At 66.9% G+C, this 15,586-nt stretch carries 14 protein-coding genes; 9 read left to right on the top strand and 5 right to left on the bottom strand.

What is annotated here, in order from left to right; all coding sequences use genetic code 11:
• The first annotated feature begins 3 nt into the window (after window positions 1-3).
• The 8 genes from AC5JBD_RS05385 (at window position 4) to AC5JBD_RS05350 (ending at window position 8,508) form a co-directional block, all read left to right on the top strand.
• Window positions 4-378 carry a UrcA family protein gene (locus tag AC5JBD_RS05385; protein ID WP_495720728.1) on the top strand — a complete coding sequence of 125 codons (375 nt, stop codon included), beginning with the start codon at window positions 4-6 and terminating at the stop codon, window positions 376-378.
• Window positions 379-501: 123 nt separating this feature from the next.
• Window positions 502-1,467, top strand: a complete 966-nt coding sequence (locus AC5JBD_RS05380) for an alpha/beta hydrolase family protein (protein WP_495720727.1) — start codon at window positions 502-504, stop codon at window positions 1,465-1,467.
• Window positions 1,464-2,684 carry a kynureninase gene (gene kynU / locus AC5JBD_RS05375; protein ID WP_495720726.1) on the top strand — a complete coding sequence of 407 codons (1,221 nt, stop codon included), beginning with the start codon at window positions 1,464-1,466 and terminating at the stop codon, window positions 2,682-2,684. Before AC5JBD_RS05380 ends, kynU begins: the two co-directional genes overlap by 4 nt.
• Before the next feature lie 120 nt (window positions 2,685-2,804).
• Window positions 2,805-4,829: a S9 family peptidase gene (locus tag AC5JBD_RS05370; protein ID WP_495720725.1), complete on the top strand. Its 2,025-nt coding sequence runs from the start codon at window positions 2,805-2,807 to the stop codon at window positions 4,827-4,829.
• Between the two features lie 134 nt (window positions 4,830-4,963).
• Window positions 4,964-5,743 carry a phosphoribosylaminoimidazolesuccinocarboxamide synthase gene (gene purC, locus AC5JBD_RS05365; RefSeq protein WP_495720724.1) on the top strand — a complete coding sequence of 260 codons (780 nt, stop codon included), beginning with the start codon at window positions 4,964-4,966 and terminating at the stop codon, window positions 5,741-5,743.
• 68 nt (window positions 5,744-5,811) lie between these two features.
• Window positions 5,812-6,504 (top strand): SRPBCC family protein, encoded by a 693-nt coding sequence (locus AC5JBD_RS05360; RefSeq protein WP_495720723.1) that lies wholly within the window; start codon window positions 5,812-5,814, stop codon window positions 6,502-6,504.
• 11 nt (window positions 6,505-6,515) lie between these two features.
• Window positions 6,516-7,739, top strand: a complete 1,224-nt coding sequence (locus AC5JBD_RS05355) for a zinc-dependent alcohol dehydrogenase (protein WP_495720722.1) — start codon at window positions 6,516-6,518, stop codon at window positions 7,737-7,739.
• On the top strand, window positions 7,726-8,508 hold the full coding sequence (locus AC5JBD_RS05350; protein WP_495720721.1) for an SDR family NAD(P)-dependent oxidoreductase: 783 nt from the start codon (window positions 7,726-7,728) through the stop codon (window positions 8,506-8,508). The genes AC5JBD_RS05355 and AC5JBD_RS05350 overlap by 14 nt, the downstream gene beginning before the upstream one ends.
• Before the next feature lie 152 nt (window positions 8,509-8,660).
• Here the strand turns inward: AC5JBD_RS05350 and AC5JBD_RS05345 are convergent, their stop codons facing one another.
• The 5 genes from AC5JBD_RS05345 to AC5JBD_RS05325 all read right to left on the bottom strand — a co-directional run bounded on the left by AC5JBD_RS05345 (window position 8,661) and on the right by AC5JBD_RS05325 (window position 13,324).
• Window positions 8,661-9,293 (bottom strand): M23 family metallopeptidase, encoded by a 633-nt coding sequence (locus tag AC5JBD_RS05345; protein ID WP_495720720.1) that lies wholly within the window; start codon window positions 9,291-9,293, stop codon window positions 8,661-8,663.
• A 215-nt stretch (window positions 9,294-9,508) separates the two neighbouring features.
• Window positions 9,509-10,336 carry a ferritin-like domain-containing protein gene (locus AC5JBD_RS05340; RefSeq protein ID WP_495720719.1) on the bottom strand — a complete coding sequence of 276 codons (828 nt, stop codon included), beginning with the start codon at window positions 10,334-10,336 and terminating at the stop codon, window positions 9,509-9,511.
• A gap of 231 nt (window positions 10,337-10,567) precedes the next feature.
• Window positions 10,568-11,887, bottom strand: coding sequence for a tetratricopeptide repeat protein (locus AC5JBD_RS05335; protein ID WP_495720718.1), 1,320 nt, complete (start codon window positions 11,885-11,887; stop codon window positions 10,568-10,570).
• 37 nt (window positions 11,888-11,924) lie between these two features.
• On the bottom strand, window positions 11,925-12,668 hold the full coding sequence (locus AC5JBD_RS05330) for a DUF4331 family protein (RefSeq protein ID WP_495720717.1): 744 nt from the start codon (window positions 12,666-12,668) through the stop codon (window positions 11,925-11,927).
• The gene (locus AC5JBD_RS05325; protein WP_495720716.1) at window positions 12,668-13,324 is read right to left on the bottom strand and encodes a DUF4331 family protein; all 657 of its coding nucleotides are present in this window, start codon (window positions 13,322-13,324) and stop codon (window positions 12,668-12,670) included. The genes AC5JBD_RS05330 and AC5JBD_RS05325 overlap by 1 nt, the downstream gene beginning before the upstream one ends.
• 249 nt (window positions 13,325-13,573) lie before the next feature.
• Here AC5JBD_RS05325 and AC5JBD_RS05320 point away from each other — a divergent pair, with 249 nt between their 5' ends.
• The gene (locus AC5JBD_RS05320) at window positions 13,574-15,586 is read left to right on the top strand and encodes a TonB-dependent receptor (RefSeq protein WP_495720715.1); all 2,013 of its coding nucleotides are present in this window, start codon (window positions 13,574-13,576) and stop codon (window positions 15,584-15,586) included.

Here is a 15,586-nt window from a genome sequence, read left to right as displayed (position 1 = left end):
ATGATGATCGTTCAGGGAAAATTCGCCGGCCTCGCCTTTGCGGCGGCGCTCCTCACCACCGCCGCCACGCTCGCCGCCACCGGCGCGCCCGTCCACGCTGCCGAACCTGGCGCGGCTCCGGCCAAGGTGCGCTCCGTCGCCGTGCATCACGGCGACCTCGATCTCTCCACCAGCGCGGGGTTGCGCCAGCTGGAGAACCGGGTGCGCAAGGCCGCCGAACGCCTCTGCGTGAACGGCGGCACGGCGCCGCTGCAGGCGGCGGTGATCGCGCGCCAATGCATCGCCGAAGCGGTCGCCGGCGCGGCGCCGCAGGTCCGGCTGGCCACGGCCCGGCAGCGCCAGGCCCAGTTCGCTTCCCGCGCGCTGGCGAACGAATAGACGAGAGCGCCCCGCCGCTCCCACTGTGCCGCGCCGCCTTCCTCTCCGGCGCGGCACTTTTCCCCTTCCTGCCTCTAACGGAAAAGCGCTTTGCATCGTGGCGGCCCCGGCCTAGCGAAAAGCATGATCTCGGCCCGATCGCTTGCCCTTGCCGCCGCCTCGGCGCTAGCCGCCTGCTCCGTGACCAGCCCGACGCCCGCGCCTGCCCCCACCGCCACCCCGGCAGCGCTGATGACCTGGCCGGACCTGCTTGAACGGCCGCGGCCGGAGCCCAGCGCGACGATCGAATATGGCGACCAGCAGATGCAGCGGGTCGACCTCTGGCTGCCCGCCGGCAAGGGACCGCACCCGACCGTGCTGATGGTCCATGGCGGCTGCTGGCAGACCGAGATTGCCGACCGGCGGATCATGAACTGGATCGCCGACGACCTTCGCAAGCGCGGCATCGCCGTCTGGAACATCGACTATCGAGGCGTCGATCGCGAAGGCGGCGGTTATCCCGGCACCTTCGCCGACGCCGCCGCGGCGGCCGACGCGCTGCGGCTGCATGCGCCCCGCTACAATCTCGACATCGAGCCTTTGGTCGCCACCGGCCATTCCGCTGGTGGGCACCTTGCTCTCTGGCTGGCGGCACGGCGCTCCGAGGAGGCACGCGCCTCCAATCCGCTGATCCCGCAGGGCAGCCCCCTCCTCTCCCCCGATCCGCTGAAGATCGACGCCGTGGTCAGCCTGGGCGGCCTTCCGGATCTCGAGCTTGCCGCCACGCCGCCCGGCAGCGGCTGCGGGACCGCGATCATCGAGAAATTGGTCGGGCCGCCGACGCTGAGCGTCCGCAACGTCTATGCCGACACGTCCGTGCCCCGGCTGGCGCCGCTCGGCATCCCGCAGGTGCTGGTGAACGGACTTCAGGACCGCATCATCCCGACCGCCTATGCCACGGATTATGAGCGCAAGATGCGCGCGGCAGGCGACGAGGTCCGGGTGCGGACGATCGAGGATACGGGCCATGTCGAGCTGATCGCCCCGGAAACGGCGGCTTGGGCAGCCGCGGTCGAGGAGGTCGAGCGCGCCTTGGGACGTCGCCGGTGACCCGGGACGAGGCCCGCGCGCTCGACGCATCCGATCCGCTCCGCTCCTTCCGCGCACGATTCGAAATCCCCGACGGCGTCATCTATCTCGATGGCAACTCTCTCGGCGCACTCCCCAAGGCCGCCGTGGCGCGGCAACAGGGCGTCGTCGCACTCGAATGGGGCCACTCCCTCATCCGCAGCTGGAACGAGCATCATTGGATCGATGCCCCACAGCGCATCGGCGCCAGGATCGCGCCGCTGATCGACGCGAAGCCGCACGAAGTGATCGTCGCCGACTCGGTCACGGTGAATATCTTCAAGCTGCTCACCGCCGCGGCCCCGCTCGCGCCGGGGCGGCGGACGATCCTGTCCGAGGCCGGCAATTTCCACACCGACCTCCACGTCGCCAGCGGCGCGGCCGAGTTGCTCGGCATGGAGCTGAAGGTGGTCGAGCGGGAGGCGGTGGAGGCGTCGCTGGGCGCGGACACTGCCCTGCTCCTCCTCACCCACGTCCATTACAAGGCAGGCTTCCGCTTCGACATGGAAAAGGTGACGGCGCGGGCGAAGGCCGCCGGCGCGCTCACGTTGTGGGACCTCAGCCACAGCGCCGGTGCTGTGCCCGTCCACCTTAATCGGGATGGCGCCGAGCTGGCGGTCGGCTGCGGCTACAAATATCTCAACGGCGGCCCCGGCGCGCCGGCCTTCCTCTACGTCGCCGAGCATCTCCAGGAACGCCTCGTCCCCGCGCTCCGTGGATGGATGGGCCACGCCGCCCCGTTCGCCTTCACCGACGATTACCGGCCCGCGCCGGGCATCGCCCGCTTCCTCGCGGGCACGCCGCCGATGCTCAGCCTGTTGGCGCTGGAGAGCGGCGTCGAGAGCTTCGCCGGCGTGGACATGGAAGCGATCTGGGAGAAGTCGGTCCGCCTCTTCGACCTCTTCCTGCGCCTTGCCGAGGAGCGCTGCCCGGAGCTCGAATGCATCTCGCCGCGCGAGCCCGAGCGGCGCGGCAGCCACATCTCCTTCCGCCACCCGCACGCCTTCGAGATCTGCCAGGCGCTGATCGCCGACGGCGTGATCGGCGACTTCCGCGCGCGGGACGTGGTCCGCTTCGGCCTCACCCCGCTTTACCTCGGCTATGAGGACATTGTCGAAGCGGTCGAGCGCATGGCCGCGATTCTCGACAGCGGGCGCTGGCGCGACCTGCGCTTCGCCGTCCGCGGCAAGGTGACCTGACCAGAGCCGCTTATCCCTCTTGTGTATTGTGTCAGTAATACACTAAGCTCCCGTAGATTCAGGCTTTCCGCAGCATCGAAACGGGTTCACAAAAATGACGCAACACAGGGGGATGAGATCATGCGCAACAGACTGTTCCTGCTCGCCGCCGCCGCGGCGCTGCCGTTCGTAGCCATGCCGGCGCTCGCTCAGACCAGCGCGCCTTTGATCCCGCGCGAGAAGATCTTCGGCAATCCGTCGCAGACGGCGGGCCGGCTCTCGCCGGACGGCAAGTGGTTGTCCTGGATCGCGCCGCGCGACGGCGTGCTCAACATCTATGCCGCGCCGGCCTCGAACCCGAAGGCTGCGAAGGCACTCACCAACGAGCGGCAGCGCCCGATCCGGCAATATTTCTGGTCGCCTGACAGCAGGCAGATCCTGTTCATCAACGACAAGGGCGGGGACGAGAATTTCCTGCTCTACGGCGTCGACGTCACCTCCGGCGAGCAGCGTACGCTGACGCCCTTTGAGAAGACGCGGGTGCAGGTCGTCAACATCTCGAGCGACGTGAAGGATCGCATCCTTATCGGCGTCAACAATCGCGATCCCAAGTGGCACGACGTCCACAGCCTCGACCTCGCGAGCGGGAAATTGACGCCCGTGCTGATCAACAGCGGCGGCTATGCCGGCTTCATCGCCGACGAGCGCTTGCAGCTCCGCCTGGCGAGCAAGTCGCGCCCCGACGGCGGCACCGACTATTTCCGCGTTGCCGACAACAAGGTCGAGGCGGAGCCGGTCGAGCAGGTCGGCCTCGAAGACGCGCAGACCACCCAGCCCGCCGGCTTCACCGCCGACGGCAACACCTTCTACTGGATCGACTCGCGCGGCCGCGACACGGCGGCGATCTTCGAGCAGGATGTCGCTACCGGCAGGAAAACGCTCGTCGCGCAGGATGCCAAGGCGGACATCGGCGGCGCACTCGCCAATCCCAAGACCGGCCGGCTCGAAGCCTATGCGGTCAATTACCTGAAGAATGAGTGGGTGCCGGTCGGCTCTGCCCTGAAGGGCGATCTCGACTTCCTGAAGAGCCGGCTCAAGGGCGAGATCAACGTCACCTCCCGCACCGAAGCGGACGACAAATGGATCGTGGCGGTCGATCCGGTGACGTCCCCTTCCGCCGCCTATCTCTACGATCGCAAGGCGCGCACCCTCACCAAGCTCTACACCACCAGGCCGGAGCTCGAGGGCGCGCCCCTCGCGGCGATGCACCCGGTCGAGATCAAGACACGCGACGGCCTCACCATGGTGTCGTACCTGACGCTGCCGCCGGGCAGCGATCCCGACGGCGACGGCCGCCCGGACAAGGCGGTGCCGATGGTGTTGCTGGTCCATGGCGGGCCGTGGGGCCGCGACGGCTATGGCTTCAACGGCGACGTGCAGTGGCTCGCCAACCGCGGCTATGCGGTGCTTCAGCCCAACTTCCGCGCGTCAACCGGCTTCGGCAAGAAGTTCATCTCGGCCGGCGACCTCCAGTGGGGAACCAAGATGCACGACGACCTGCTCGACGCGGTCGAGTGGGCGATCGGGCGCGGCGTGACCTCGGCCGACAAGGTGGCGATCATGGGCGGCTCCTATGGCGGCTATGCGGTGCTCGCCGGCCTCGCCTTCACCCCGGACAAGTTCGCCTGCGGCGTCGATATCGTCGGCCCGTCCAACCTGAACACCCTGCTTGGTTCGATTCCGCCTTACTGGGAATCGATGAAGGCAGAGTTCGCCAAGCGGATGGGCGATCGGAACACCTCGGAGGGTCAGGCTCTGCTCAAGGAGCGTTCGCCGCTCTACAAGGCGGACCAGATCAAGCGCCCGCTGCTGATCGGGCAGGGCGCCAACGATCCGCGCGTCAACGTCAAGGAATCGGAGCAGATCGTCGATGCGTTGAAGGCGAAGAACATACCGGTCACCTATGTCGTCTTCCCGGACGAGGGCCACGGCTTCGCGCGGCCGGTGAACGACATCGCCTTCAATGCGGTGGCTGAGAATTTCCTCGCCAAATGCCTCGGCGGCCGTGCCGAGCCGATCGGAACGGCGCTGAAGGGCTCCACCGCCGACGTGCAGCATGGCGCCGAATATGCGCCCGGCCTGAAGGACGCGCTGGCGCTGAAGTAGAAACCGGGAGGCGCGGCGGCTGATTGCGCCGCTGCGGCCGCTCCGCTATACGCCCGGCCACACGCCCCGCCCGCGCGTTTCGAAGCGAACGCTGCTCGCGGGGCGCAGTCGTTTTTCGCCGGAGACTCGAGCCAATGTCCCGCCGCCGCCAGATTTACGAGGGCAAGGCCAAGATCCTCTATGAGGGCCCCGAGCCCGGCACGCTCATCCAGTATTTCAAGGACGATGCGACTGCCTTCAACGCGCAGAAGAAGGGCACGATCTCCGGCAAGGGCGTGCTCAACAACCGTATCTCCGAGTATATTTTCACTCTGCTCGGCCAAGTCGGCGTGCCGACGCACTTCATCCGCCGCCTCAACATGCGCGAGCAGTTGATCCGCCAGGTCGAGATCATCCCGATCGAGGTGGTGGTGAGGAACGTCGCCGCCGGCTCGCTTTCGAAGCGGCTCGGCATCGAGGAGGGCACCCAACTCCCGCGCACGATCATCGAATATTATTACAAGGACGACGCGCTCGGCGACCCGATGATCGCCGACGAGCATATCGCCTGCTTCGGCTGGGCGAGCCAGGAAGAGATGAACGACATAGCCGACATGGCGGTGCGCGTGAACGACTTCATGTCCGGCCTGTTCGCCGGCATCGGCATCCGCCTGATCGACTTCAAATTGGAGTTCGGGCGGATCTGGGAAAACGAATATGCCCGCGTCATCCTGGCGGACGAGATCAGCCCCGACGGCTGCCGCCTGTGGGACATGAAGTCGGGCGACAAGCTCGACAAGGACCGCTTCCGATTGGATCTCGGCGGAGAGGCCGAAGCCTATCAGGACATCGCCCGCCGGCTAGGCCTGCTGCCGGAGGGCGAGCCCAACATGGTCCTCGACCTCGACAAGCACCGCAAGAAGCGCGGCAAGTAGCGGCCACATCCACGCGGAGCCATTCGGCCTCAGGTCCGTTAACGGTCGGACTCTGAGGAGAATGGCCGATGCCCGAATATTATGAGGCGGATTCGAACGAGCGGATCCGCGAAGATGGATTTCAGCGCGCCCTGATCGGAGCGGCAGGCGTGGCGGCCGCCGCCGGGCTGGCTTATCTGATCGGCCGCAGCTTCACCCAGGATTCCGAGCGTCAGCTGATCAGCGACGCCCCCGCCTCCACCTTCCGCGGCCGCGCCGGCAGGGACGCGCCGATCCAGCGGACGGTGACGATCAACCGGCCGCGGCAGGAGCTTCACGCCTTCTGGCGCGACTTCACCAACCTCAGCCAGTTCATGGACAATATCGAGCGCATCGAACGGCTCGACGAGAACCGCTCGCGCTGGACGGTGAAGGCTCCGGCCGGCACCAGCATTGAGTTCGTCAGCCGTGTCACCGAGGATGTGCCCGGCTCCGTCATCGGCTGGGAAAGCGAGGAAGGCGCCGACGTGCGCAACAGCGGCCGCGTCGAGTTCATCGATGCGCCGCCGGGGCGCGGCACCTATGTTCGCGCGACCATCTCCTACGATCCACCCGCGGGCGCGCTTGGCAAGGCGATCGCGAAGGTCCTGCAACGCGAGCCGAACGTGCAGGCGCGCCGCGACCTTCGCCGTTTCAAGCAGCTGATGGAAACCGGCGAAGTGACCAGCTCCGCCAGCCCCTCGGGCCGCGCGTCCGAAGATCCGACCAAGCAATATCTCTAGGAGAATAAACGATGCGCGCCCTTACCTGGCACGGCCGCCACGACGTTCGTGTGGACAATGTTCCCGATCCCGAGATCGTCAATCCGCGCGACGCGATCATCAAGATCACCTCGACCGCGATCTGCGGCTCGGACCTCCACCTCTATGACAAATATATCCCGACCATGCGGGCCGGCGACATTCTCGGCCATGAGAATATGGGCGAGGTTGTCGAGGTCGGCCCGAAGAGCACGCTGAAGAAGGGCCAGCGGGTCGTGATCCCCTTCACCGTCTCGTGCGGCAGCTGCTTCCACTGTTCGAAGCAGCAATTCTCCGCCTGCGACAACAGCAATCCGGCGACCACGTCCGACATGTCGGAGACGCTCTACGGCTATCCGATGGGCGGCGCCTTCGGCTACGCGCACCTCACCGGCGGCTATGCCGGTGGCCAGGCCGAATATCTGCGTGTGCCCTATTCCGACGTCGGCCCGATCGTCATTCCGGAAGGGCTCAGCGACGATCAGGTCCTCTTCCTGTCGGACATCCTGCCGACTGGCTGGATGGGCGCGGAGAATGCTGAGATTGAGCCCGGAGACACGGTCGCGGTCTGGGGCTGCGGCCCGGTCGGCCTGTTCGCCATCCAATCGGCCTTGGTCATGGGCGCACACCGGGTGATCGCGATCGATCACTGTCCGCGCCGGCTGGAGCTGGCCAAGCAGATGGGTGCAGAGATCCTCGACTTCCGCGAGGTGGACGTGCGCGATGCCCTGTTCGAGATGACCGGCGGCATCGGTCCCGACGCCTGCATCGACTGCGTCGGCATGGAGGCGCACGGGCTCGGCATCGACAACCTGGCCGACCACGCCAAGGTCTGGACCAAGCTCGGCACCGACCGCCCGGCGGCCTTCCGCCAGGCGATCCTCGCCTGCCGCAAGGGCGGGCGCGTGTCGGTCCCCGGCGTCTATGGCGGGATGATGGACAAGTTCCCGCTCGGCGCCTTCATGGAGAAGGGGCTGACGCTCAAGACCGGCCAGACCCACGTCCAGAAGTACACGCAAAAGCTGCTCGACATGATCCAGGAGGGCAAGCTCGACGCCACCTGGTTCATCTCGCACCACGCCAGCCTTGAAGAAGGACCCGACATGTACCGGCACTGGCACGACGAGCAGAACGACTACACCAAGATCATCCTCAAGCCCGGCCTCGAGAAAGGCCAGGTCCAGACCGCGCAGGAGAAGCAATATGAGCCAGCGTAAGTTCGCCATCGTCACCGGCGCGTCCACCGGGATCGGCCTCGAGATCGCCAAGCTCGCCGCGAAGGACGGCTACGATTTGCTCGTCGCCGCCGATACGCCGCTGGTCGATGCATCATCGCAGTTGCAGGGCCTCGGCGTCGAGGTGCGCAATGTTGAGACCGACCTGTCTACCTTCGAAGGCGTCGACCGGCTGTTGGGCGCGGCCGGCGGCCGTGACGTGGACGTGCTGGTCGCCAATGCCGGCCACGGCCTCGGCCGCGATTTCCTGGGCCAGGACCCGGCCGAGTGGCGGCACGTGATCGACACCAACATCACCGGCACGATCTACCTCGTCCAGAAAGTGGCGCAGCGGATGGTGGCGCGGAACCAGGGCAGGATACTGATCACCGGCTCGATTGCCGGGCATATCGCCGGTGCCTTCCAGGCGGTCTATAACGGCAGCAAGGCGTTCATCGACAGCTTCTCCGATGCGCTCGGCAACGAGCTCAAGGACACGGAGGTCACCGTCACCTGCCTGAAGCCAGGCGCCACCGACACCGAATTCTTCGAACGCGCCGACCTCATGGACACCAAGGTCGGGAGCGACCCCAAGAAGGACGATCCCGCCGACGTCGCGAAGACGGGATGGGAAGCGATGAAGGAGGGCGAGCGTAGCGTCGTCCACGGGCTCAAGAACAAGCTTCAGGTCGCCGGCGCGAAGGTGCTCGGCGGCGGCGCCTCGGCCGAGATGCACCGCGACATGGCCGAGCCGGGGACCGCGAAGGAATAAGGCGAATCGAAGGAACCTGACTTCGGATTCGGTCCGGGTACTCCTTTCACGAGATCGGCGAAAAATGCCGGATTAGGGCCGGCGCGCACGTCCAAACAGAAAAGGCCCGCCGATCCTTGGACCGGCGGGCCTTCCTCTCCTATTTCGGAAGCTTACTTGGCCGGGTTGCTCGGGCCGCCCATGGCAACCTTGACCGCGGCGGCAGCGCGTTGCTGCACCGCGAGCAGATATTCGCCGGCTTCCATGAACGGCACCGGGTTCACGGCCTTGCCGTCGATCCGCACTTCATAATGGAGGTGGCTGCCGGTCGAGCGGCCGGTCGAGCCCATGTAACCGATCAGCTCGCCGCGCTTCACGCGCTGGCCCGCCTTCACGATCGAGCGGGTGAGGTGGCCGTAGCGGGTCTGGATGCCGCGGCCGTGGCTGAGCTCGATGAGGTTGCCGTAACCGTTCGCCCACTCGGAGCGGCCGACGATCGCATCGGCAGTGGCGTAGATGGCGGTGCCGAGCGGACCGGCGAGGTCGATGCCGGCATGCATGGCGGCGCGGCCGCGGAACGGATCGGAGCGGACGCCGTAGCCCGAGGTCAGCGCAGTGCCCTTGACCGGCTGGGCCGAGGGAATGGCGACGCTCGCCTGCGGCTTTTCGAGCTGCTTCCAGCTCATGAACATCTGTTTGAAGTTGGGGACCTGAGTGGTGAGCGGCTTCACCGCTTCGAACGGACCGCCCTGCCCAGTCTGGGCGAGCGCCGGCTCAGCTGCCGCGAGCGACAGCAAAGCGATCACCGCTCCACGAAAAAAATTGGCCGGCCTCAAAAAGTTACGGAACTTTCCAAACGCCGAACCATTGTTCGCATTAACCAAAGCAATCATCGCAATCCCCGATCGACCTGACGGTCGGCTCGGCCACGCGCACACGCAGCCTTTGTTAAGCAACAGGGGCTTTTCCGCCCGATTTGTTCGTCAGGAAGCTGCCCACCCCGTGACGTGAGCCAAGACTGTTAAAGTCCGCTTTCCGGGGCAAGCCCTAAGTAGAAATCCCGGGATAGACCGGCTTGGTCGCGCGCCGAACGGTTGAACGGCGGCTTTATTGCGGCCCTGCAATGACGTTCAACCAGTGATTGCCAATGGTTAACAGCTGAAAACCCGCGCGATTCTGCGGCGCGCCTGAACCAGCTCGTTCCTGCGGCGACATGGCGGATCTCGTCGCGGTAGATGCGGTCGAGGATTTTGGCGGAGCGATCGTCCCCCACAGCCTCGAACCGAGCGACCGTCGCGGGCGTCACATCGAGCCCCCGCGCCTCCAGCACCATCGGCACTACGGCCAGCCGCGCGAGCACGTCGCCGGCCGTCGCCGTCGCCGCTTCCCACAAACCGTCATGCGCCGGCAGCGCGCCGTAGGACGAGCCGAGTGCTCTCAAGCGTCGATCCAGCAGCGCAAAGTGCATCGCCTCGTCCGCGCCGACGGCGAACCAGTCGCTCACGAATTCCGGCGGGAACTCGGACCCGAACCGTCCCGCCAGATCGAAGGCAAGGTCGATGGCGCCGAACTCGATATGGGCGAGCGCATGCACCAGGGCGATCCGCCCCCGCTCCGAGCCGCCCTTCCCTCGCTTCGGCATCTTTCCGGGCGGCAGCAGCTCGGGCCGCGCCGGACGCGCGGGTCTGTCCGGCATCTCCACGTCGAAGCGATGCTCGAGCCGACCCGATCGCCATGCGCGGGCGGCGGTTCGGGCGGCGCGGATCTTCGTCCTGGGTTCCGCCGCTAGCAGCACCAAGCGTGCTGCCTGCGCGACGGTCGCGGGCTCAGCAGGAGGGGCGTCTGCCATCGGGGCGCTCTATGCTTCGATATTCACGAGCTGCCAGCAAATTCTGCCCTCTCCCCTTGCGGGAGAGGGTAGGGTGAGGGGTTCGCACGAGCAGCCTCGATGACTGCTCGTGCGAGGCGCGGCTGTGCCGCGCGTGTCGCTGAAGCGGCGCTCACCCTCTCCAACTCCGCCTAGGCTCCTGCGTCGCCAAGGCTTCGTATCCTCTCCCATCAAGGGAAAGGGAGAGTCCGTTCAGTCGAGTGCGTGCGGGTCCAGCGCCAAAGCCAGACCTTGCTGGCCCCGCGCTTTGGCCGCGTCGCCATTGGCCGCGTAGATTTCGGCTGCCACCTTATGGGCGGCCGGAGCTCGCCAGGACGAGGCGAGCACCGGCTCGATCGTCGCCCGCGCCTCCCCCGGGCGGCCGTTGTGGAGCAAGGCCTCCGCCAGGGCGATCTTGGCATCGCCATAAGGCCGCGCCTCGTGGTTGCGCCGGGCGAGCGCGAGCGCGCAGCCCCAGTCCCCCTTCTGCACGCAATGATCGATCGCATGGCCGAAGGACGCCTCGGGGAATTGCCGCAGGCGCTTTCGCCAGACCGCGTCGGCGCGCCGCGTCCAATCCGCCTGGGCGGCCTCGTCGCCTTGCTGCGCCGCGATGCCGGCGAGCGCGTCCATGAATTCGGGATGGCCGGTGCGGCGGACGATGTCGCGGTAGAGCTGCGCGGCGCCGGCGAGATCGCCCTTCAGCGCGGTCACCTCGGCGATATGCTCCTCGATCAGCCAATAGCCGGGAAACAGCTCGTCCGCCTTGCGGAAATGCGCGAGCGCATCGTCCCAGCGCCCGCGCTCGAGATCGAGGATGCCGCGCTGCAGCTCCATCCGGCCGCGCGCCTGTGGGGTCGGGAAGGGAAGCTCCCGCTCCGCCTTGTCGTAATAATCCTGGGCGAGATCGGGCCTGCCGGTCTTGCTGTAATAGACGGCGCGGCGGAAGTCGGATGTGGCAGGGAAAATCTTGTCCGCTTCGTCATAGCGGGCGAGCGCCGTGGCATAGTCGCCGCGGTAGAAGGCGATGTCGCCGCGCATCGCGATGATTTCGGCCAGATCGCCGCCGGCGGGCGGCACCGCATAGCCCTCGACGATGTCGAGATAGCGCTCCGCCTCCCCCAGGCGGTGCATCGAGAAAGCGAGGATCGCGCCGCTCATATGCGGGCCGGTGCGCGGCTCGGCGCGCGCGAATCCCCTGGCGAGGGCCGCCTTCGCCGCCTCATGATCGTCGTAGGAGCCGGTCAGGCGGGCCCGCCACAGCCACGCCCGCGCGAGGATGTCATAGACGAGCCAGCCGTCGTCCAGGCTCTCCGCCCGCCGCCGCGCGCCATCGATATGGACGTCGAGCCGCGCCAGCGCCTGGGGGTAATCCTCGGCGATGCCCACTAGGCTGACCGGCTGCCCCGCCGAGCGGAAGCCGAGCCGCTCCGGATCGCTCACACCCCATTCGATGGCGAACAGCGCCAGCCCGGCGATGACCGGGACGGCAAGCCAGCGCAGTGCCGGCGGAGCGACGGCGGCGCGGTTCATCTCGCCGCTCCCCGGCCGGACGTCACTAGCCGGACGCTCAGCTGGCGCAGGGCGTCAGCCCCGCCCCCTTGAGGTCGTCGTCGAGCTGGGTCGCCAGGATCCGCAGCGTGTTCACCATGTCCGGGACGAAGGTGCCGGCAATGTCGTCGGGCGGGCTCGCATCGTTGAAGGCGAGCTTGCGCGGCGCCGGGATCAACGCCGTCGAGGTCGCCGGGAAACCGGTCCGGTCGACGCGCGTATAGGCGTTGATCGGATCGTCGCGGAACCGGAAGCCTCCCTGCACGCCCGCTGCGATCGGCGGACTGCCCTGCGGCGCCGCCATGAACGGGAAGTCGGAGCGGAACGGCCGGTCGTTCGCCGGCGGGTTGAGCGGAAGGCTGGCGAACGTCGCCGCCGAATGGACGCGAAGGTCGAGCAGCAGCGCCGCGAGCGTGATGTCGACCACCGAATCCTCGAGCCGCCGCCCGTTCGGGAAGCCCGGCGGCTGACTGAGCCGGATTTGCGTGGTATCGGGGATGACGAGGCTGGCCACGCTCTGGCCCGGCCCGACCTCCTGGGTGATGCAGCGGTCGACGTTGAGCAACGCCGTCGGCGTCGGGCTCGGCGAAGGCGACGGGCTCGGGGAAGGCGAGGGACTCGGCGAAGGCGTCGGTGCCGGCGAAGGCGTGGGCGTCCCACCGATCGGCCCCGGATTGCCGCCATTGCCGTCGCCGCCGCAGCCGGCGAGCATGAGCGAGAGTGCGAGCGCTGCCAGCGGCAGCCGCATATTGATCGTGCGCATCACAGCTGCCCTCCGAACCTGCCGGTTTCAGACCAGATGTCGAGTGAAGCATTGCCGTTCTCGACCCGGCTTCGCGGGATCTGGATCACCACCCCGGTGATGTTGGCGTTGGCGAAGGAGCTGCGATCGTTGCGGAACATCAAGGTTCCCGTCGCACGCGTGTCGTTCAGGCCCTGAAGGTCGAAGAAGAACGGGTCGTCGAAGAGGCCGGCGCGGATCAGATACCCGCCCTGGGAAATGTTGGTCTCGACCGGTCCCTGGATAACGGTCGCGCCCGGCAGCCCGCGCACCTCGACGCCCGGATTGCTGCCGTCGAAGCCGAAGCGGACATCGACCGGGATTTCCGTATCGCTGCGGTCGCCGTCGTTGGAGATGTGGATGCGGTAGAGCACGTCGCGATCGTAGATTGCGGGCAGGTTGGTCGCCTGCGGTCCGCCAAAGGTGATGATCACGACCAAATCGGTCGCATTGTGGAAGGCATAGATGTCGGCGAGGTCGGCAGCCCGGTCGGGCGTCGGGTCGACACCGACCTGGGTCCGGGTGGCCGGCTCGTTATGATCGGCCGCGACGAGCGCGCGTTGACCGACGAAGACGAGAGCGGAGAGCGCAAGTGCTGATGGCACCGCGACTCTGGCGAGGCGCTTGATGTTCGACATCGTTCCCCCTTTTCTTGGTTCCACAGGAACTTAGTCAGGGTCATGTCAAATTGACGAATACAGGACTCGCCCCCGAAGCTGGTTAACGTAGCACAAAACCATTGTCACACAACTGTAGCTTAGTCTTATTTTCCACCTCTCTTGTCGCGGAATTGAAGTGGGGGCAGGATCAGAGCCAAGGATAAGACTGACGTTTTGAGCACCGTCTTATCAACGGAGGCTAAGCTATTGCTTTCACTATTTGCCGTTATGGCAGCTTCGACTGCCGCCGCGGCCGTTGAGGCACCTCAGGCGGCGGAGCCGGGGCCGCCGGAGGAACAGCAGGAGATCGTCGTTTACGGTCGGCAGCTGGAGCAGATCGGGACCGCGCAAACGGCATCGGAGGGGGTCGTCGGCTATGCCGACTTCGCGGGCAAGCCGATCTCCCGCGTCGGCGAACTCGCCGAGAACGTGCCCGGCCTGATCGCCACCCAGCATTCCGGCACCGGCAAGGCGAACCAGTATTTCCTGCGCGGCTTCAATCTCGACCACGGCACCGATTTCGCCGCCTTCGTCGACGGCGTCCCCGTCAACATGCGCAGCCACGGCCATGGCCAGGGCTATCTTGACCTCAATTTCATCATCCCCGAACTCATCGAGCGCATCGACTATAAGAAGGGACCCCATCACGCAGACACCGGCGACTTCAGCCTCGCCGGAAGCGCCGCCTTCCGCACCTATGATCGGCTCGCAGAGCCCTTCGTGGAGGCGACCGGCGGCGAATATGGCTATTACCGCGCTCTGGCGGCGGGCAGCGCCGCGGTCGGCGCGGGCGACCTGCTGCTCGGCCTCGAAGGCACGCTCTCCAACGGACCCTGGCTGCTCGACGAGGATCTGGAGAAGGTGAACGGCCTCGCGAAGCTGAGCGGCGCCGGCGGCCGCTGGCGCGTCACGGCGAGCGGCTATCATGCCAGCTGGACCTCGAGCGACCAGATCCCGCTCCGCGCAGTCGAGGCCGGTCTCATCCCGCGCTTCGGCTTCATCGATCCCGACCTCGGCGGCCGCACCACGCGCCTCGGCCTGAATGCGGGCGCGGACGTCGGCGACCTGTCGTTCGGCGCCTACGCCGTCCATTACCGCTTCCGCCTGACCTCCAACTTCACCTATTTCCTTGATGATCCCGTCAACGGCGACGAATTTCAGCAACGCGATCGGCGGAGCGTGTTCGGTGGCTCGCTCCGCTACGGCGTGGACAGCAGCATCGGCACCCTCCCCGTCTCTTTCCGCCTCGGCGCAGACGCCCGCTACGACGATGTCGGTCTGGTCGGCCTCTATCGAAGCACCAACGGCATTCGTCGCGAGACGGTGCGCGAGGACTCGCACGACGAATACAGCCTCGGCCTGTTCGGCGAGGCGGAGCTCGCCCTCAGCCCGCGTCTGCGCGCCATCGTCGGCCTGCGCGGCGAGACCTATGGCTATGATGTCCGCTCGGCTCTGGCCGCCAATAGCGGCGACGGCGACGAGTCCATCCTCCTGCCGAAGGTGTCGCTGGCCTGGCGCCCCGCTCGCCACGCCGAATTCTATGCGAGCTACGGCGAAGGCTTCCACTCGAACGATGCTCGGGGTGCCGCCATTGCCGTCGATCCGGTGAGCGGCGATCCCGCCGACCGCGTGCCCTTGCTGGTGCGCGGGCGCGGAGCGGAGCTCGGCGCCCGCGTGGAATATCCGCGTCTCACCGCCTCGCTCGCCCTGTTCCGGCTGACCATCGGTTCGGAGCTGGTGTTCGTCGGCGATGCCGGCGGCACCGAACCGAGCCCGCCGTCGCGGCGGCAGGGTGCGGAGGCGAACCTCTTCTGGCGCCCCCTCGATCGGCTGACGCTGGACGGCTCCGCCTCCTTCACCCGCGCCCGCTTCCGTGGGCTCGGGCCTGACAATCGCATTCCAGGCGCGGCCGGCGAGGTGTTGTCCGGCGGCGCCACCCTCGATGTCGGCCACGGCTTCTCGGGCACGATCCGCCTCCGGCACTTCGGTTCCGCACCTCTGATCGAAGACGGCAGCGTCCGGTCGGAGGGCACCACGTTGGTGAATCTCGGCGCCTATTACGGTTTCCGCGGCGGCCGGATCGCGCTGGACCTGTTCAATCTGTTCGATGCCGATGACGCCGACATCAGCTATTTCTACGCGTCGCGCCTGCCCGGTGAGCCCGCCGAAGGGGTGGACGACGTCCACTTCCACCCGGTCGAGCCGCGCCAGCTCCGCGCCTCGCTCCGTCTCGCTTTCTAG

The organism is Allosphingosinicella sp., assembly GCF_059502505.1.
Note: the sequence above shows the minus strand (reverse complement) of the source record. Positions and strands in the feature narration are given on the sequence as shown.